This is a genomic window from Paenibacillus sp. oral taxon 786 str. D14 (assembly GCF_000159955.1).
Taxonomy (GTDB): Bacteria; Bacillota; Bacilli; order Paenibacillales; family Paenibacillaceae; genus Fontibacillus; species Fontibacillus phoenicis.
The window spans coordinates 92,776-111,151 of sequence record NZ_GG695975.1 but is presented as its reverse complement, the minus strand read 5'-3'; the positions used below and the strand labels follow the sequence as shown (position 1 = coordinate 111,151).

19 protein-coding genes and 1 riboswitch are annotated in these 18,376 nt (G+C 53.7%); of the genes, 5 read left to right on the top strand and 14 right to left on the bottom strand.

The features are described from left to right. The first annotated feature begins 97 nt into the window (after positions 1-97). Entirely contained in the window at positions 98-601 is a 504-nt protein-coding gene (locus POTG_RS23155) for a DUF3102 domain-containing protein (RefSeq protein ID WP_442852588.1), read from the top strand. A gap of 16 nt (positions 602-617) precedes the next feature. Further along, positions 618-860: a DUF2614 family zinc ribbon-containing protein gene (locus tag POTG_RS10400; protein ID WP_083791448.1), complete on the top strand. Its 243-nt coding sequence runs from the start codon at positions 618-620 to the stop codon at positions 858-860. A 64-nt stretch (positions 861-924) separates the two neighbouring features. On the opposite strand, the gene POTG_RS10395 is transcribed toward POTG_RS10400, so the two are convergent. The 4 genes from POTG_RS10395 to POTG_RS10375 form a co-directional block, all read right to left on the bottom strand. Beyond that, complete coding sequence (locus POTG_RS10395) at positions 925-1,134, bottom strand: hypothetical protein (RefSeq protein ID WP_009224778.1); 210 nt, start codon at positions 1,132-1,134, stop codon at positions 925-927. 837 nt (positions 1,135-1,971) lie between these two features. Next, positions 1,972-2,754, bottom strand: coding sequence for a helix-turn-helix domain-containing protein (locus POTG_RS10385; RefSeq protein ID WP_009224777.1), 783 nt, complete (start codon positions 2,752-2,754; stop codon positions 1,972-1,974). A gap of 14 nt (positions 2,755-2,768) precedes the next feature. Further along, positions 2,769-3,803 carry a tyrosine-type recombinase/integrase gene (locus POTG_RS10380; protein WP_009224776.1) on the bottom strand — a complete coding sequence of 345 codons (1,035 nt, stop codon included), beginning with the start codon at positions 3,801-3,803 and terminating at the stop codon, positions 2,769-2,771. 237 nt (positions 3,804-4,040) lie between these two features. After that, positions 4,041-4,397 carry a HesB/IscA family protein gene (locus POTG_RS10375; protein ID WP_009224775.1) on the bottom strand — a complete coding sequence of 119 codons (357 nt, stop codon included), beginning with the start codon at positions 4,395-4,397 and terminating at the stop codon, positions 4,041-4,043. A 195-nt stretch (positions 4,398-4,592) separates the two neighbouring features. Between POTG_RS10375 and mqnE the strand changes: the two genes are divergently transcribed. Next, a complete protein-coding gene (gene mqnE / locus POTG_RS10370) occupies positions 4,593-5,699 on the top strand; it encodes an aminofutalosine synthase MqnE (RefSeq protein ID WP_009224774.1) in 1,107 nt (368 codons plus the stop codon). Between the two features lie 22 nt (positions 5,700-5,721). Here mqnE and POTG_RS10365 read toward each other — a convergent pair whose 3' ends face one another. After that, entirely contained in the window at positions 5,722-5,955 is a 234-nt protein-coding gene (locus tag POTG_RS10365; RefSeq protein WP_009224773.1) for a YuzB family protein, read from the bottom strand. Positions 5,956-6,033: 78 nt separating this feature from the next. Here POTG_RS10365 and POTG_RS10360 point away from each other — a divergent pair, with 78 nt between their 5' ends. Next, positions 6,034-6,279 (top strand): NifU family protein, encoded by a 246-nt coding sequence (locus POTG_RS10360; RefSeq protein WP_009224772.1) that lies wholly within the window; start codon positions 6,034-6,036, stop codon positions 6,277-6,279. A 105-nt stretch (positions 6,280-6,384) separates the two neighbouring features. On the opposite strand, the gene POTG_RS10355 is transcribed toward POTG_RS10360, so the two are convergent. From POTG_RS10355 to POTG_RS10320, 8 genes are all read right to left on the bottom strand, one after another. Next, positions 6,385-7,158, bottom strand: coding sequence for an SDR family oxidoreductase (locus POTG_RS10355; protein ID WP_009224771.1), 774 nt, complete (start codon positions 7,156-7,158; stop codon positions 6,385-6,387). 399 nt (positions 7,159-7,557) lie between these two features. Continuing rightward, entirely contained in the window at positions 7,558-8,439 is an 882-nt protein-coding gene (locus POTG_RS10350) for a MetQ/NlpA family ABC transporter substrate-binding protein (protein WP_009224770.1), read from the bottom strand. A gap of 60 nt (positions 8,440-8,499) precedes the next feature. After that, the gene (locus tag POTG_RS10345) at positions 8,500-9,168 is read right to left on the bottom strand and encodes a methionine ABC transporter permease (protein ID WP_009224769.1); all 669 of its coding nucleotides are present in this window, start codon (positions 9,166-9,168) and stop codon (positions 8,500-8,502) included. Next, a complete protein-coding gene (locus tag POTG_RS10340; protein ID WP_009224768.1) occupies positions 9,168-10,181 on the bottom strand; it encodes a methionine ABC transporter ATP-binding protein in 1,014 nt (337 codons plus the stop codon). Before POTG_RS10340 ends, POTG_RS10345 begins: the two co-directional genes overlap by 1 nt. Positions 10,182-10,383: 202 nt before the next feature. After that, positions 10,384-10,541: riboswitch (SAM riboswitch) on the bottom strand. A gap of 127 nt (positions 10,542-10,668) precedes the next feature. Then, complete coding sequence (locus tag POTG_RS10335) at positions 10,669-11,385, bottom strand: Cthe_2314 family HEPN domain-containing protein (protein WP_009224767.1); 717 nt, start codon at positions 11,383-11,385, stop codon at positions 10,669-10,671. Positions 11,386-11,399: 14 nt separating this feature from the next. Beyond that, entirely contained in the window at positions 11,400-13,166 is a 1,767-nt protein-coding gene (locus POTG_RS10330; protein ID WP_009224766.1) for a UbiD family decarboxylase, read from the bottom strand. A 174-nt stretch (positions 13,167-13,340) separates the two neighbouring features. Next, positions 13,341-14,336 carry a COX15/CtaA family protein gene (locus POTG_RS10325; RefSeq protein ID WP_009224765.1) on the bottom strand — a complete coding sequence of 332 codons (996 nt, stop codon included), beginning with the start codon at positions 14,334-14,336 and terminating at the stop codon, positions 13,341-13,343. A gap of 151 nt (positions 14,337-14,487) precedes the next feature. Further along, the gene (locus POTG_RS10320) at positions 14,488-14,856 is read right to left on the bottom strand and encodes a thioredoxin family protein (RefSeq protein WP_009224764.1); all 369 of its coding nucleotides are present in this window, start codon (positions 14,854-14,856) and stop codon (positions 14,488-14,490) included. Between the two features lie 147 nt (positions 14,857-15,003). Here POTG_RS10320 and POTG_RS10315 point away from each other — a divergent pair, with 147 nt between their 5' ends. Beyond that, entirely contained in the window at positions 15,004-16,302 is a 1,299-nt protein-coding gene (locus tag POTG_RS10315; RefSeq protein ID WP_009224763.1) for a DUF2515 family protein, read from the top strand. 403 nt (positions 16,303-16,705) lie between these two features. On the opposite strand, the gene POTG_RS10310 is transcribed toward POTG_RS10315, so the two are convergent. Beyond that, positions 16,706-18,340 carry a putative polysaccharide biosynthesis protein gene (locus tag POTG_RS10310; protein WP_009224762.1) on the bottom strand — a complete coding sequence of 545 codons (1,635 nt, stop codon included), beginning with the start codon at positions 18,338-18,340 and terminating at the stop codon, positions 16,706-16,708. Between the last annotated feature and the right edge of the window lie 36 nt (positions 18,341-18,376).

Here is an 18,376-nt window from a genome sequence, read left to right as displayed (position 1 = left end):
CCTTTAATATGCATTTCGTACATCCCGGCCGCCGACCGTTGAGGTTTGCGGTCTTTTTTTTTTCGTTTTCGCGACGCCCCAAACCCGAATACTGTTCGTGTTCCACGCCAAGGGTACGTATATTGTGCGTACCCTCATCCGACCTTCCCACAATCACCGCCGAAATCAACGCCTACAAGCGCGTCGCCGGCGAATCGGACGCCGTCTCAAATACGTTAAAGAGAACGATTTAGCGCACGGTCAGTGGTCGCGTTGGTGCTCGGAATCTATCGGAATGGATAGAAAAACAGCGGATAAATTCATCGTAGTATTCGATGAGTTGGGCGGAGACGACTCGACGTCGAGTCAAATTGGAATTTCCGCCCTCTACGAAATCGCAACGCTACCGCCCGAAGAACGCACGCGAGAACACACGCTAAAGTCCGGGGAGACGAAAACCCCGGACGAAATGACAGTCCGCGAGCTGCGCGAAGTCAAGGCGGCACTTAAAGAAGAACGCGAACGATGTGAGCGGGAGAGGCAGGCGCGGGAGAAAGCGGAAATGGTGCGCGATACTCTCGAATCTATTGGCGGACAGACTCCGCGCGTGGTAAAGTTATAGCGGTACGCCTCCACTTATGGTACGATATGGAAAACGCTATGTACGGAGGTTTCCGCTAATGTTGATGTTTATTATCGCATGCTTTATCCTCGCGCTCCCAATCGCCGTCGTTGTGGTAGCGGTCAAACAGATGCGTGCCGAAACCGTAATCTGCCCGCATTGCGGAAAGTCGTTTAAACTCATCGGCGGCAGCCACAAATGCCCGAAATGCCGGACGCGAGTAACGCGCACATCCGACGGACGATTAATTTCGTCATAAAACGCAAAAATGGGGCGCAAGCCAAACGGATTTTACTCCGCTAGCTTACGCCCCTCTTATTACGTTATTCTTCCGTTTTATTTCCGCCCCCTGCGTCCGCGATCCCCTCCGCCAACATATACGCCACACACGCGCCGGCTGCCGTAATCACACCGGTAACTTGCAGCGTCGTATTTTCGTCCGCGCCGATAATCGCCATTACAGACGTAGCAAACGCGGCCAGCAGCGCCCAGAATTTGCGCGAAGATAATTTCCGTTTCCAATCGATTTTCATCGTTTATTTCGCTCCCTTCGGACTATTAAAGATTCCTGCGCGGTCCCCTAAAGGGGATAAATAAACCTATTAAGTGCAATTTCGTACACGAGCGCATGATGCGGGCAGTACCAAGCAATTATTCAAGCTTCTTGATTCTCCGTTCCCCTAAAGGGGATAAATAAACCTATTAAGTGCAATTTCGTACACGAGATAAAAAACCAACCTGTCAATTAAACAGGGTGGCATTTGAGACGGAGAATTTCGTTGCACGTTCAACGATTTGGAAAACGAAGACGTCTTCGCATTTGTCGCTAAATTTGAGATGTTGCCACGTGGCAACAAATCGGAAATCGAACGTCAACATTCGGAAGACGGGAAATTGCGCACGTGCGCAAATATCGGACGCCGACTAAAACACGTCAAAGAGAACGACTTGACGCACGGCCAATATATCAGATGGTTACGCACTATCGAAAATGCGAAATCGGTTGCGCATTTGGGGTTCGCAAAGCTCCTGCAGATAGCATAACTTCCATCCGACGTCGACCGCGCCGACTTCACACAATCCCGTCTACAGGCGCGACAAAAACGGTATCCAGCTATAGGGATGTCTCGACGTCGATACATCGCGGACTAGAGGCGCTTTACGAAATCGCAACGCACTGCGACAAGACGTTTCGGCGTCGAATCGCACTTACGATCAATTCGCAACGTTTGGAATTTCGTTCGACGTCGAACGATTTTACGCGAAATTAGCGCTTATATACGCCTGCCCTACCGCTAGTATTCAGACGCGGCTAGAGCGGCTAATTTCGCGGTAAATGAGCGGAAAGAGTGCGGTATATGTATCGTATTTTACGGAGCCGCCGCCCGCCTGCGCTTGTACCGGAGCGCCTTATATTGCGCCAGCGCCGTCTTATACGCGTCAACGAACAAGCCTACCGGATTAATTACGTCGATCCGCGGCAGGTTAGTACGCATATCTATCGCCATCATGACGTATTGCTCCGCGGCCAGGTCGATTACTTCCGGATCGAGGCTGCCTGGAAAATGGCGCAAAAGGGCCGCGTAGATGTCCGCGAAGTAAAAGTCGCCGACTGCGTGCGTGTCATTGAGCGGTATGGCGGATAGGCGGCGGTGTAAGGCGGCCATCGTCTCGTCGTCTTCGCGCGTGTGCGCGTCATTCATACAGTCATTCTTTAAGTCATTATTATTTAAATCATTAATTACTAGGGGCGGATTCTCCGTAATTGGATTTTCCATATCCGGATTTTCCGCGTATGGAGAAGCCGCGTCTGGCTCCGTGTCGTCGATCGGTTCAACCGGGCGCTCAAAAACAACCGTCTCATATCCGGAGATCCGCTGCGTTTCGGGATCGCGTAGTTGGCGGCGCTCAATGTACCCGGCGGCTTCTAACTCGCGCAACGCCGAATAAACCGCGTCTTTACCGTCCTTCGAACGTTTAACGAGGTCCGATACATATACGCGCCAGTTGGACGGCTTAGACAATAAATAGCCGAGTAGCCCCTTCGCCTTCCACGACAAGCGCTCATCCGAAAGGAAATACGGATCAATGATCGCGTATGAGGAGTCACGTTTGGATACGCGGACAATACCGCCTTTATTCACCGCTGCCATTAGCGCACGCCCTCCTAATTCCGCTTCTTAATAAACCGATTCGTTGGCGAAAATTCATCATGACTCTTGCGCAAGTCGTCCGTATCCATCTGCACGTATCGCCGCATCGTGCGCATGTCGGCCCAACCGCCCATTTTCTGAATCGTAAACGGATCAGCACCGTTTAGGACCATCGCGCGGGCCCAGGTGTGACGGTAGACGTGCGCGGTCATCTTCTTACCGGCCACTCCCGCTTTTTCCCCGTAATATTTCAGCCGTTTATTGAAATGGTTCGGAGAGATCGGCTCCCCAAACGAGGACATAAAAAGGCGATCCGTCGAGAAGAATTGACGGTTTTCTTCAATAAGCTGTAGGAGGAGCTTCGCGGTGTGTGCAGATATAGGGACCATGCGCGGCTTCCGGTTTTTGTTCATCTCGCCGGGCAGCACGATAAACCGCGTCTGAAAATCAATGTCGCCGGCACGAAGTTTGAGCAACTCCGAGATCCGCAGTCCACTGTCCAAGAGCGTCACGATCCCGACGTAATCACGAAACCCTACGAAATCACGGCGGTTCGGCTGCGCGAGGATCGCCTTAACTTCGTCGTCCGTTAGACAGTTCGTAAGATCCACGTCCTGGCGTAACAGCTTCACCTTCGCGAGCGGATTAACTTCGATCAAATCGTCACGCTCCAACTGGTTAAATATCGCCTTGAGCGTACGCAGCCGTATATTGATCGTGGTATCCGATAGTCCGACGCGCTGATCCTTCGTGGGGATATACTTATGCCCCTCATACCGCGTCCGATCGTATTTCAAATACGAAATATGGTCGCGAACCATCTGCGTAGTAACCTCGTCCACGTATTCAACGTCAGCGTGCGCCTCCCGCAGCCAATCGACGAAATAGCCGTAGTGTTTCGCGTAATCTACGAGCGTCCTTTCGCGCAGCCCCTCCGCCTTCTTCGCGCTTATTACAAAGTCAATCGCCTGGTCCAGTTTAATCCGCGGATATTCGTGCAGCGTACGAGCCCCGTTAGGTACGCGCCGTTCCCGTTTCTTGAGCGACATAAAAAAACGACCTCCAATACGATATAATCGCGAGATTATACGTAATAGAGGCCGTGATCCACAACCCTGAAATGCGTTTTTTAGGGTTGTTAACGTACACTATTCGGGGTTGTTAACGCTCATTTTTCCGCTGTTATCCGCAATCCCAAACGTTCGTTCGCGCGTGGGTTTCCGTATCGGCTTCCGTTCAGATCAACGGAATGTGAAACCGGAGAACCCGCGTGGTTACTGCGTTTATCAATCGCAAGGTTGCGGCGCGCCTTCCTCGTCCTTAAAGCGGAACGATTGACCGCATCCGCAGGTGGCGATGGCGTTCGGGTTGTGGATGGTGAAGCCGCCGCTCAAGCCGGATTCCTTGAAGTCGATCTCCAGGCCGTTCAGATAACGGATGCTGTCCTTATCTACGACGACCTTCAGCCCCTTGATGTCCATATAGACATCCTGTTCGCTCTCCTGATCATCAAGGCCCATCCCGTAGGAGAAGCCGCTGCAGCCGCCGGGATTCACTCCGACACGCAGGAACATATTGGGTGTTTCTTCTTGGGCTATCATATCTTTAATCCGCGCCAGGGCGCTGTCGCTGATATTAATCATTATGCACTCACTCCTTTACGAAAAATTATACTCCTTCTCCTCCAATCGCTCAACAACTGTGATTTTTCTAGTTGCCAATCTTTAATCTTCGCCCTAGGCTTATTGCCCGCTTGGAATGTGAGGTTTATAATAGGTAGGTAATTCATACTGTTAGGATACGAGGCATTTCATGTAATTGGAAACGGAGGGAACGTCATGTTCACTGTAGTCACCCCAAACACCGACAAGAGAATGGCCGAAATTGTGGACAAAGTCCGCCAAGGCGAACGTCTCAACCTCGAAGACGGTGTCTATCTATATGAAAGCAATGATATATTGACGATCGGGCAATTAGCGAATGAAGTTAACCTGCGTAAGAACGGGAAAAAGGTATATTTTATCGAAAATATGAGCCTCTACTTCACGAACGTCTGCGAATCTCACTGTGCGTTTTGCAGCTTCCGCAAGGATCAAGGAGAAGAAGGGGCTTATACGCTTTCCGGGGAGGAAATGGTCGCTTACGTGAAGCAGCACATCACTCCGGGCGTCCGTGAGTTCCATATCGTAGGCGGGCACAACAACCACGTACCGTTCCAATATTACGTGGACTCGCTCAAAGCGCTGAAAGAGAATTTCCCGCATGTGACCATCAAGGCGTATACGGCGGCGGAGATCGAATTCTTCACCCGGCTCAGCGGCCTGAGCACGAAGGAAGTGCTGATGCAACTGCAGGAAGCCGGCCTCGAATCCTTAACCGGCGGCGGCGCGGAAATCTTGTCCGACCAATATCGGGAAAAGATGAAGGTCGAGAAAGCCAACGTCGACCAATATCTGGACGTCCATCGGACGGCGCACCGGCTGGGAATGAAGACCCCAACCACGATGCTCTACGGCTCTATCGAATCCTATGAGGATCGCATCCGCCATATGATGCAAATCCGCGATCTGCAGGACGAAACCGGCGGGTTCCAGGTGTTTATCCCGTTGTCCATGCAGCCGCGAAACAAGAACGCCAGCATCATGCGCCGCAATTCGGCCTTCGAGGACCTCAAGACGATCGCGATCAGCCGCTTGATGCTGGATAACATTCAGCACATCAAAGCTTACTTTATCAATATCGGCGTCCAGCTGACGCAGGTGGCCTTAACCTTTGGGGCCTCGGACGTACACGGCACGATCCTGAAGGAGCAAATCAGCCATGCGGCAGGCGCGCAAACCCCGGAAGGATTGACGTTAAAAGAGCTGATCTGGCTCGTCAAAGGGGCCGGGCGCATTCCGGTTGAACGGGATACGTTCTACAACGAGCTTCGGGTCTACGAATAATTTCGTCAGGGGGAACCTTTCGTTACGGATGGGTCTCCCTAATTTTTTGCAGGATTCGTTCGGCTAACTGGTCGGCCTCTTCCCCCTCCACCTGCTCGCCGTCAACCAGCACGTACGGAAACAAATAACACGTGCCGCAAGCGGTGAGGCAGCCGTATTCATAGATATCGCAATCGACTTGCTCCTTCACTTTCCAAATCGCTTCGTCCGTACCTAAACTGGCATTATTCGTACAATATTCAAGGATCGGTTTCATCTTCCGTCCTCCCCATGAAGAAGCATTTAAATTTTTGACTTTTTGTAATATAATAAGGCAAGAAAGGAGTTGAAAACAATGAGTGAAAACGTACAAGATAAATTGTATGATGAAGTATTGGAAGTATTGGACAAACTGCGGCCTTTCCTGCAACGTGACGGTGGCGACGTCGAACTCGTCGACGTAGAAGACGGCATCGTGAAACTGAAATTGATGGGTGCCTGCGGCAGCTGCCCAAGCTCCACGATCACCCTCAAAGCAGGGATCGAACGCGCTCTGTTTGAAGAAGTGGAAGGCGTAGAAGAGGTCGTACAAGTATTTTAATTCGCAATCCATGAATGATTGCTCTTCAGCAGGAGGGTTTAAACAAACCCGGCTCCGGCAAGATGTCGGAAGGCCGGGTTTTTTTGTTGGGTCTGACAGACCCGCTTAAGAAGGCTTGATCCACGGACGGATCGGGTCGAGTCCGCCGGAGATGTCCATGATATTGCCAGTGATGAAATCCGAGTCCGAATGGCACAAAAACGCAATGACGCGGGCGATATCCTCCCCGCTTCCGGGACGCCCCAGCGGCGTCTCCCCATCGCGGAGCCCCCGAACTTCATGTATCGACATCTCTTTCTGACTCCCGCGAATGTCGCCGGGGCAAACCATATTGACGGTGATGCCGTATGGGGCTTCCTCGACGGCCAGCGTCTTCGTAAAGGACACCAGTCCGGTTTTGGCCGCGGCATAGACCGCCCGATGCGGCCAGGCGCGCGATTCAGCGGCATGACCAAATCCAAAATGGATGATCCGCCCCCATCGTTTCTCCCGCATCCCCGGCAGCACAAGATGATCCAGCAGCAGACTGCCCACCAAATTCCCTTCGATCATGGCCAGCACTTCACTCTGGCTGTAGTCGGCAAACAGCTTGCGTTCGCGGATAAACGGTCCGGCGTTGTTGACCAGGATGTCAATCGTGCCGAGCTGCTCGTTCACTTGACGGGCCAGGTCCTCGATTTGCTCCCGGCGCGAAACGTCGGCTTGCACTGCGATGCAGCGGACGCCCAGGCGCTCGATGTCCGATTGGAGGGAGAGCGCTTCCGCTTTGCTATGTACGTAATTCAGCGCGATATGGCAGCCTTGTTCTGCCAGCGTCAGCGCTGTTTTCTTCCCGAGGCCTTTGGCGCTCCCGGTTATTAAGGCAACTTTGCCATGCAACGTTCCTTCTCCTCCTCCCAGGTGCTGTCCCTTTAAGTATAAAAGATTTAAAGGATTCCCACAAACCGCCGCGGCGTTCTATCCCGTTCTTTTGCGCTCCCCCCATGCTCCACGACGAAACAGCGCTCTTTAAATGCAAAAGTGCAGTTGATTTTCACCAAAATGCCCTGACATTAAGCTTTCAAATGCAAAAGTACAGTTGATTTCCCGTCAGAAGCGTCTTTTGGGGCCAAATTGCCTCCAATCGAATGCACTTTTACATTTCACAGGCCATAAATCGGGCGATTTGCCGAAAATGAACTGCAGTTTTACAGTTGAGATGCAATGGACGCTTCAAACTGGCAGGAAAACAAAAAAATCCCGCTGCACACGCAACGGGACATTTCTGCTTCTTGCTACTTAGAATACCGGTACCAAAGCACCATCATAGGTGTCGTTGATGAACGTGCGGACTTCGTCGGAAGTCAGCGCCTTCGCCAGCTTCTGGATCGCTTCGGAATCTTTATTGTCCGGGCGAGCTACCAGAAGGTTCGTGTATGGCGAATCTTTATCCTCGATGAACAAAGCATCCTTCGTCGGATTCAGCTTCGCTTCCAGTGCGAAGTTCGTATTGATCAGCGCCAGATCCACTTCAGGCAGCAGACGAGGCAGCATAGCTGCATCCGTTTCTTTGAATTTCAGGTTTTTCGGATTTTCTACGATGTCTTTAGCCGTTGCTGTGATTCCAGCGTCATCCTTCAGTTTGATCAACCCTTGCTTCTGCAGCAACAGCAACGCGCGGCCGCCGTTGGTTGGGTCGTTCGGGATCGCGATTGTAGCGCCGTCCGGAAGCTCGTCAGCGGATTTGTATTTGTTGGAGTAAGCGCCAAACGGTTCAACGTGAACCCCTACAACCGGAACGAGATCAAAGCCGTTTTGGGCATTTTGTTCGTCCAGGTAAGGCTGATGTTGGAAGTAGTTCGCATCCAACTCTTTTTCATACAGCTGTACGTTGGGTTGCACATAATCGGTGAATTCTTTAACTTCCAGCTCAACGCCTTCTTCCTTCAGCTTCGGTGCAATAAATTTCAAGATGTCAGCATGAGGCACGGTCGCACCTACAACCAGCTTCACTGGCTCGGCCGCGGTTTGGTTCCCCGTATCTGCGGCGTTCCCTTCAGCTGCCGACGTTTCGCCAGCCGTGTTACCTGCTGCCCCGTTATTGGCGGCGTTATTGCTGCCGCAAGCAGCCAGTACCAGTACCAATACGAGCGTTAACAAAGATAAAGTCCATTTTTTCATTGCAGGTTCTCCCCCTTAAAGGTTTTTTGAATAAGGATGCTTCTATATATTTAAGTTTCCTTATTTCCGCGTAAAATAAATCACCAAGCGGTCACCCAGCATTTGCAGCACCTGCACCAGAATGACCATAAAAATCACCGAAACGATCATGATTCCCGTCTCGTACCGGTAATACCCGTAACGGATCGCCAGGTCGCCGAGACCACCGCCGCCGACCATGCCCGACATGGCGGTATAGGACACCAGCGTGACTACGGTAATCGTCATGCCCGCGATCAGGCCGGGCAGCGATTCCGGCAGCAGCACCTTGCGGATGATCTGGAACGAGGAAGCGCCCATCGCTTGGGAAGCTTCGATCACTCCGCGATCCACCTCGCGCAGCGCCGTTTCCACCAACCGGGCGAAGAACGGGGCTGCCCCGATCACCAGCGGCGGAATCGTCCCCTCCACACCGGTGGATACGCCCATGATCGCCCGCGTAACCGGAATTAACGCAACGATCAAGATAATGAACGGAACCGAGCGAAGGATGTTAACAATTAGCGAAATTATCCGGTAAACCCATCCTAATACCAAGGATTGAGAACGCGAGAAGGTGTACAGCAACACCCCGAGCGGAAGCCCGATCAAGAAAGTAAACAAGGTTGCAAAACCCATCATCTTTAGGGTGTCCAGCGTGGCCACACCCATCTCTGCCCAATCGATGGTTCCGAGATCCAATCCACGCATTATTCGATCACCTCCACGTCAAGGTCGCGTTCCCGCAGGAGCGACAGCGTGCGCTCCACCTGGTCATCTTCGCCTTCAAACGATACGGTCAGTTGACCGTACGGGATATCCTTAATCGCTGAGATCGTGCCTTGCAGGATGGCAAAGTTGACGCCGGTTTCCCGAACGACCTGGGACAACACCGATTCGTAGGTTTTCGCTCCCAGGAACGTGATTTTCACCAGCTTCGCCCACGCAGGATGCGGAACCGAAGTCGCCAGCTTCAAGCCTTCGTCCCCTGACTCCCGGTGGATAAACTCCCGGGTCACCGGATGTTTCGGCTTCAGGAACACCTCCGTCACCGGCCCCTCTTCCACGATGCCTCCTTGGTGAATAACCGCCACACGGTCGCAGATGCTTTGGATGACATGCATCTCGTGCGTAATCAGCAGGATCGTCAGCTGGAACCGCTTGTTGATGTCCAGCAGCAGCTTCAGGATGGAATCCGTCGTCTGTGGATCCAGCGCCGAAGTGGCCTCGTCGCACAGCAGCACATCCGGTTCGCTGGCCAAGGCCCGGGCGATGCCGACGCGCTGCTTCTGACCACCGGAGAGCTGCGCCGGATACTTGTGACGATGCTCCTCCAAGCCGACGAGAGCCAGCAGCTCATTGACCTTCTCCGCGATGGCCGCCTTCGGCGTTCCGATCAGCGTCAGCGGAAATGCGATATTATCATAAACGGTAGCCGATGACAGCAGGTTGAAATGTTGAAAAATCATGCCGATCTTGCGGCGCTGCTGCTGCAGCTCACGCTTACCGAGCTTCGTCAGCTCAACCCCGCCGACCCACACCTCACCTTCGGTCGGGCGCTCCAGCAAATTGATGCAGCGGATCAACGTGCTCTTGCCGGCACCGGAATGACCGATGACGCCGAAGATTTCCCCTTTGCGAACGCTCAGATTTAATCCGGACAGTGCGGGGGTCGCCGTTTTTTTGGTGCGATAGATTTTCGTAATGCCCTTAAGTTCAATCAATCGGCTAACCTCCTGTTCCTAGCATGGCGTAAATATAAGAAAAACGTCTATCGACGTACATTCAAAGTAGACAGACCGCGTTTAGCGGAAGTTTGTCTTGCGATATCAGGATGCCAATGCTCCGAAGTTTATACTTTCTGATATCTTAAAGAAAAAGAGCCCTAACAGATTCAAAGGGCTCTCTTTACGTAAAGACAATGCCTTCTCATCTGCCAAAACCGAGTAAATCACATCGGTTTTGAAGGAATTAGCACCATGACATTCCGCCGTGACGAGTGCGCTACATCCTGCAAATCATTTCACGGGCGAATCGGTTGCTGGGCTTCATCGGGCCTTTCCCTCCGCCTCTCTCGATAAGAAATAAAATATGAAATTAAAAGAGTCATTTGCGAGATTACATCGTTGTTAACCTGTCATGTAAAACTATTGATGAGTATAATGAGTTTTGTTCGTTTTGTAAAGAGGAAAAATAAGAATGGCGATCGGGTTAGATCGCCGTAATTTTTTTCCATCTATGATTGATGTAGTCAAAAACCGTGAAATAGGTTTCGCAAACCATTTGGTATCCCTGCTCAAGCTCACGGATATGCTGATCCAAGTCCTCCAGAGCGACCTTTCCGAACAACGCTTGATGCCGTTGCCACAAGTCGTCCTTCATCTCCGAGTTCATGTAGTGAATCTCCGTATTTCTCCGGCGCCGCAACACGCCCAGCGCTTCCCGGTACGTCTCTTTAATCGCGTTCAACCGGTTCCCCAGCTCGGTGTGAGTCTTCAAAGCAGCAAATTGGCGCAGCACGGTAAAATAAGAGAAACGCGACTTCACCTTCGATGTGTTCAAATCAAACAGTTCATTGAGCACCGTGCCGAGCTTGTCCAGCGCCGAGAACACGCGAATGAATCCGTCCTTGTAAAAATACACATATCTTGCATAATCCGCCCGTTCAACCGGATCCATGTCTTCAACGAATTCGGTATGTACCTTTTTGCGAAAAAAGGTGGCGGCATATAAGCATTGTTCGAGCTCATCCAACGAAGTGATCAAGCCGTGCACCCAAATCTCCAGCTTGCGGAAATCATGCGTAGGGTCTTGATGCTCCTTGATTTCCTTCTGCAGCAGTCTCACGGTCTGCGTCATCGCGCTGATCGTTTCGGCCAACCGCCCCTCGTTTTGGCGAGGCGGCTCCCCAAGCAAGCTTCGCAGCATAGGCATTCCCCTTTTCACAGAAAGTAGGATTTCCAACGCTGATCCACCAAGGACACGATATCCTCTTGCGGGAACAGCTCATCCGGATAACCCGGCTTCATGCGAGCATCAATGACCAGCGGCAAACTGTAGGACAGATGATGCTGACGCACCTCGGAAGCCGCGTAAATGTCGCTGGCCGGATTAAACCGCGTAAACACCGTCCACAGGAACGCCGTTTGATCATGGGCCGCCGCTCCGGCGTTATCCACCAATACCACAAGCGGCCAAGCGGTCCCGCGTTCGCGAAGACGGCCCAGCAGACGCTCAGCAAGCTCCGGCTCGTCCTCATAGGATGCACCAGAAACGACAAGACATCCGTCATGAAAAACTTGGATCGCATCGATTTCCGCGATTTCACCTTCTTCGTACGCCCGTGGCAGCTCGCGCATCGGCTCGCCTACGCCGATCAGAATCGCCTTACTGCCGTGGTTCAGCTTATGGCCGGTATAATCCAGCGTATCATGCGAGGTGTTGTTTAGAATGAACAGATCCGTGCGCGGATCAAAACGTTCCAGCACCGTCTTCAGCAGCAGACGGAAATCTGCGAGATCAATCAGCTTGTCCGTCAGCATGAGGAATTTGGTCAGCGAGAGCTGGCCTTCACCCAGAATGCGGAAGGCGGACACCAGCGCTTCGCGGGAATAGCTCTCACGGACGACCGCCGAGCTCAGCGCATGGAACCCGCTCTCCGCATACGTCCATAGCGAGCGCACATTCGGCATTACGATCGGGAAGGCTGGCGACAGCAGCTTTTGCAGGAAATCGCCTAGATAATAATCCTCCTGACGCGGTTTACCGACGATCGTCGCCGGGTAGATAGCATCCTTCCGATGCCACATATGTCCGACGTGCAGCACCGGGAATTCATGCTGCAAGGAATAATATCCAAAGTGGTCGCCGAAGGGACCTTCGAGTCGGCGTTCATGCGGAGGCACCAGCCCAAAGATGGCGAATTCCGATTCGGCCGGAATGCGGTGGCCGCCCAGCGGGTTTTCAGCCATCGGCAGCTTCTCGCCGAGAATGAAGGAAGCGACCAGCAGCTCGGACAGATGCTCAGGCACCGGCGAGATCGCCGAGGCGATCATGGCTGGAGGTCCGCCCAGGAACACGGATACCGGCAACGGCTCGCCGCGTTTCTCCGCCTCATGGTAGTGGAACCCTCCGCCTTTTTGGATTTGCCAGTGCACGCCGGTAGTTTGGTCATCATACAATTGGATCCGGTACATCCCCAGATTGTTTTCTTTTGGCTGCAGCGGATTTTCCGTATATACAAGCGGCAGTGTAATAAACGGGCCACCGTCCTTCTGCCAGCTGGTCACCTTCGGCAGGTCCTTCAGCGGCGCTTCCGTTCGGCAGACGTCCAGAATGGGGGCGTCTTTTTTGGATACCGTTCTCATGCCGACCTTCAGTACGTCGCGGATTAGCCCGCGCTCATTCCAAATCGCTTTAGGTGTCGGCGGCAGCAGTTTATGTATCGCGTCAACCAGTTGGTTAGCAAGCTGTTCAGGCCGGGGACCAAAGGCCATCTCCACCCGGCGAGGCGTTCCGAACAGATTCGTTGCCACGGGGAAAGGCGTACCTTTGACATTGGTAAACAGCAAAGCCGGGCCGCCGTCGTCAATGACCCGCCGGTGAATTTCGGCCAACTCCAGGTAAGGATCAACCGGCACATCGATGATCGCCAGGTCGTTTTCTTTTTGCAGTGCATCGATCCATTGACGCAGGTTCTTGTAGCTCATCTCCTGATCCTCCTAAAAGACCGGGTCATCACCCGGTCGTTGCATCACTTTACACTATAGACAAAAGTATACCTTACCTCACACTCCTCGGGAGGCCCTGTCATTCTACAGATTCATGACAATCCCGACGTAATCGCGGAAGTCACGCCGAAGCCGGACGTCAAGAAGTGCCAGTTAAACGGCTTTGTCAGCCGGCGCAGCCTGTGCCTCCTTGGCTGTTCGGCTCAACTGCCAGGTTCGGACGCTTAAATAGCACAAGACCCCAAACAAGGAGGCCAACACGATAATATGGGCCAGCGAAGCGAAGAGATAAACGTGGTAATTGTTTAACGTCAGCGCGATGGTCGCCCCGGTCAACACTTGAACGATCACCAGCACCGTTGCAGCAACGCCCAGCTTGCGGATGTCCGGCAGTTCCGGATGCTTGCGGAAGGCAAAATGGCCAACCGTTGCGATCACGACCAGCAACAGAGCGGCCGCAACCCGGTGAATAAAGGCGATCCCTTCTCCGCCGGATAATCCGGGAATGAGCTGACCGTTACATAGCGGCCAGCCGCTGCATCCGCCCGCCGAGTCCGTATGGCTGACATAGGCACCGAGATAAACAACGATATACGTATAGCCCGTCGCAAACCAGGTCAGATTGCGGAACGCTTTAGACACGCGGGCTGCCGAGCCAGATGGGCGCATAGGGTCTTGCGGACAGCGCCCCACGCTGCGATCAGCTTGTCTGCGTTCTTCCTCGCGAATGCCCAGAACGAGCATGATCGAGCTGGCGAAAGCGATCAACGAGAACCCGAAATGCAGCGCCATTACAGCGGACGACTTCGGATAAATCACCGCCATCGCCCCCATCACGGCCTGTACCATGACAAAAATTAAGGCCATCAGAGAATACAACTGCAGATCCTTACGGTTCTTCCGGTACAGCCAAAACGCTACAAACGCCGCCAAAGAGAGCAAACCAGCCGCCCCGCTGACTGCCCGATGGGAATATTCAATCATAGAAGCGAGCGTATGAGCAGGAACAAACTTCCCGTGGCAAAGCGGCCAATCAGTGCCGCAGCCGAGTCCGGATTCCGTCTTGGTCACCACACTGCCCCCAAGCGTCGCCAGGAACATGACAAAACAAGAGGCATAACTGAGCCATTTCAAAAATTTCGTATGCAAAACGGTTCACACCTTTAAGTTAATCGGTCATCCTTTTCATTATAACCGATCAAGTAACCACTTTCATAGAAAATGTTGAAAAATAGACACCGCCGCAAGGGGAAGTCCTTGCGGCGGTGTGATGAATATAATGGCGCTTGTTTGATTTAGATTATAACGTATCGCGGGTTTCCAGCGTATCATGGAGCGTATGATACACATCCAACGCCTTGTTCAGGAAATCCTCGATTTCCTCACGGGACTTGCGGAGTTTGTTGACGAACCGAACCAGCTCGCGGCCGTCGGTATAGGCAACAAAGCTGGGGATCCCGAGAATGTTTTGCTCCTGGCTGACCTCGCCAACTTGGTCTACGTCGACCTCAATCAAAGTCAGGCGACCTTCGTATTTCGCCTCAACTTCAGGCATAAACGGATCTATGAATTTACAATCCGAGCACCAGTCGGCTTTAAAGACCGCTACGATTAAGTTGCTGGATTGAATGCTGACTTGAAATTCCGCGGGGGACGTAATTTTTTTCATGGATGATCCTTCCTTTCATCAGGATACTTCTAGTCAACCAGAAGCGGGAGTGGAAGTCAATCTTTTTGGACATACTAGATCGTATTATGCCTAGCCGGCCGCCAAATATTCGGACGCTCGATCTAAGGTAGAAGGGAGGCGGAATCCATGGGGGACCACCGCCAAGACAATGGGAAGGCTGTCAACCTGAGAAGATGGATGTCCAGCCTGCCCGCCGCAATCTCAACCATGCTCAAAAACAAAACCGCCGTGCTTTCCGATTCTTCTGAATTGCGGAAAGAGACGGTTGATTTGGGCTGGAACGAAGCGGCCGCCCGTACGGTCATCAGCGAGATCGAGGAGTTGCTGCGGCGCACTGCGGCCGCTCGGACGGCGTCAGCAGGTGAAGATTACAGCGCCGAGGATTTGCAGTTGGCCGAAGCAATCGCTGAGGAAACCCGTTTGGCCGGTGCGAACAACATCAGCCGGACGGCGGCTTATCTCGCCTGCTATCAAGCTTGCCCGGAGCTGCACTGGGCTTTCCTCGCGCATATGGTCTCGCGAAACGCCGGCTGGAACATGACAGACCTGCACAGCAGCCGAATGGCTGATGTGATTGATGCCGAAGAGAAACGGCTCACGTATCGGTTTCTGGAACGTTGCAACGCCCTGATTTTTCAGGACGCTTATCCGCAGCTTAGACTGTACATGATTAGCCGGGAGTTCGGAGCCAGCCGGTTCCACTTGCTGCCGTATTTTCACGTTTCCCGTTTTATGCGGCCGTTTTGGGAGCGGTTTTGGATCGACCGCAGCAGCGCCTTGCTGACCGTCGGACTCATCATCAACGAGCAGAATTATATTGAGAAACGCGTGGTGCGCCATCCTTACTTCCAGAAGCATGTCACGGAAAAAATGAACTTCCGCCTGTTCAGCCTGGCTGGATTAAACCAGGTGGTGTTCCCGCTGAGCGAAGCGGCGGGAGTGGACGGGGCTGCCGGGGGTAAAATGCGCCGCCTTGCGGGGCGCACCGTCTCCGACTTCGGCAGCCTGCAGGCCCGCATCGCGTTAGGCAAGAGCCTGTACGCGATGCTGATGGGCTACCGCGCCGTGCGCAGCGGCGCGGAGCACTTCGCCGCGAGCGTGCCGCACAGCGGCTCGCGGGCGGACTATTGGCCGGAACTGTTCACGGCCAATTTAGAAGAAGCTCTGACCGCCAAGGTACAGGGGTCAGAGCTTCTCGCCCAGGAGACGCTGCCGCCGGGCCAGCGTCTCTACAGCCCCAAGCTGCTCAGCGCTTGGGGCGACACCGCCTATGAGCCAATCTCCCGAGAGGATTGGCTCAAAGACACCCGCGCGCTGGACGACATCAGCGCGCCAAAGGCGCCGTTCCTGTGCGACATCAGCCGCTCGCACAGGAACGGCATCCTCACCACCGCATTTGTGCACGATGCGGTGGAGGAGCATTGACTGACCGGGGTTGAGGTTGAGTTGAACGTCACCCCCGCTCCCGTCTTCGTCTACCCTCCTCCCCCCGAGGGACCTCCCTTGCCAGCTCTTTTTCACCATTATCCCGTATGATCAGGTAACTCAAAAGCAACACAAGTGAATATACATTTTACCCAACGCCCTGCCGCTCACCCCACTGCAACCACATGAGGCATCCCCTCGTACCTTCCACCTTTCCTTAACCAAAGGGATAATCATGCAAAAGCGCTCACGCAGGATACCTTAGTTAGCCGAGCTTTACCCATCAACCTACCGCCCGCCCCTCTGCAACCGCGTGTGGCATCCCCTCGCACTTCTAGCTTTCCTGAGCCAATGGGATAATCGTGCAAAAGCTACATCAAAGCATCCCCGACGTACTTCTTCCTCACTGAACTTGACGATCTCGGCCGCCGCGTTGCAGGCGCATGAGCGGGGAGAGGATTTTGCGGAGGGGGGCTGGGTAGCTAGCCAGCTCGTCCTTCCGGACGACGCGCAGCAGGATGAGCAGCACTGGGTAAAGTGCGACTACTGCCACGCCAACGATACAGCAGGTCAGGAAGAAGGCGACCCGCGCCGGCATCAGGTCCACCATTTGAATTCCGGCCTGGTTCAGGCCGTAGCCGACACCGGACAACACCACGACCGTCACCAGGAAACCGCCCCAGCGGCTGCCCATGAGCGAGAACGGCACGATTTGCTTCATCGCCCGAACGTTCAGCAGCGTGATGACAAAGAAGCAGAGTCCGGTGGCGATAATGATGCCATATATCCCCCAAAACTGCGCAAACACATAGCTGGCCGCCAGCTTCACGAGAATCCCGATGGCCACGTGCACCATCGACAAATTAGCTTTGCCTACCCCAAGCAGAATCGAGTTACTGGTCATCATCGTAATTTGAAAAATCGTCGCATACGTCAGCAACGCCACGATGCTGCTGCCGTCCCGGGTGCTGAACAGCAGCCCGTTCACAGAGTAAGCCGCCGTGCCCAGCGCAAGGATAATCGGCATCCCGCTCAACACTGCGACTCGCATCGCCAGGGTGACCTGACGCTGGAGATGTTCCTGGTCCTTCCGCGCGTATGCGGCGGAGATGATCGGCACCAGCGATTGGCTGAGCGCAATCGCCAGAATCGGCGGAATCCCGGCGATCATCTGCGCCCGGTTGCCGAGGATCCCGAGGATGTAGGTGGCTTGTCCGGAGCCGATTTGCCCGGTCAGCAACGGCTTCAGGATCGAGTTATCGATGAAGTTGACCGCCGGTACCGCCAGCGCGGTTAGCACGATCGGAATCGACAGCTTAAAGATCTCCGCATAGATCCGCTTAAACGGCAGACGACCGGAATCGCCCCGCGGCTTTCCTCGCCCCGCGGCCTGGTCTTTCCGCTGCAGCTTCATGCTGTACACCAACATCACGATCAGTGCGGCAACTCCGCCGAGCACCGCGCCAAACGTCGCGCCGGCCGCGATCTTTTCGCCCGAATAGCCCCAGTGGAACAACACGAACGCCAAAATAATGCCGGCCGCCACCCGCACGATCTGCTCGATGACCTGTGAAACCCCCCCGGCGATCATGATATTCCGACCTTGCAAGTAACCTCGGATCATAGCGATCAGCGGGAACAGCAGCAAGGCCGGCGCCAGGGCACGAATGGCCATCACCGATTCCGGAACGCCGGAAGCTTCCGCATAATAGGGCGCCAAGGCATACAGCAGCACGAACATGACCAAGCCCGCCACACCGGCAAAGAGCAGCGCCGCCTGGTACACGCGCCGCGCCTCCTCCGGCCGGTTCAGCGCGTGCCGCTCCGACACCATTTTGCTCAGCGTACTCGGGATCCCCGCCGTTGCTAAAGTTAACAGCATGAAATACGCCGCATTCGCTTGCGAATACGACGCGTTCCCGATATCTCCAAGGATGTGCTCCAACGGAACGCGCTGGAACAAGCCAAGCACCCTTGCGATCAGCGCGGCTCCCGCCAAAATTAACGTGCCTTTAATAAACGATTCCTTCTTGGACAAAAGCAATTCCTTCTTTCCCGCAATCCATATAAGTGC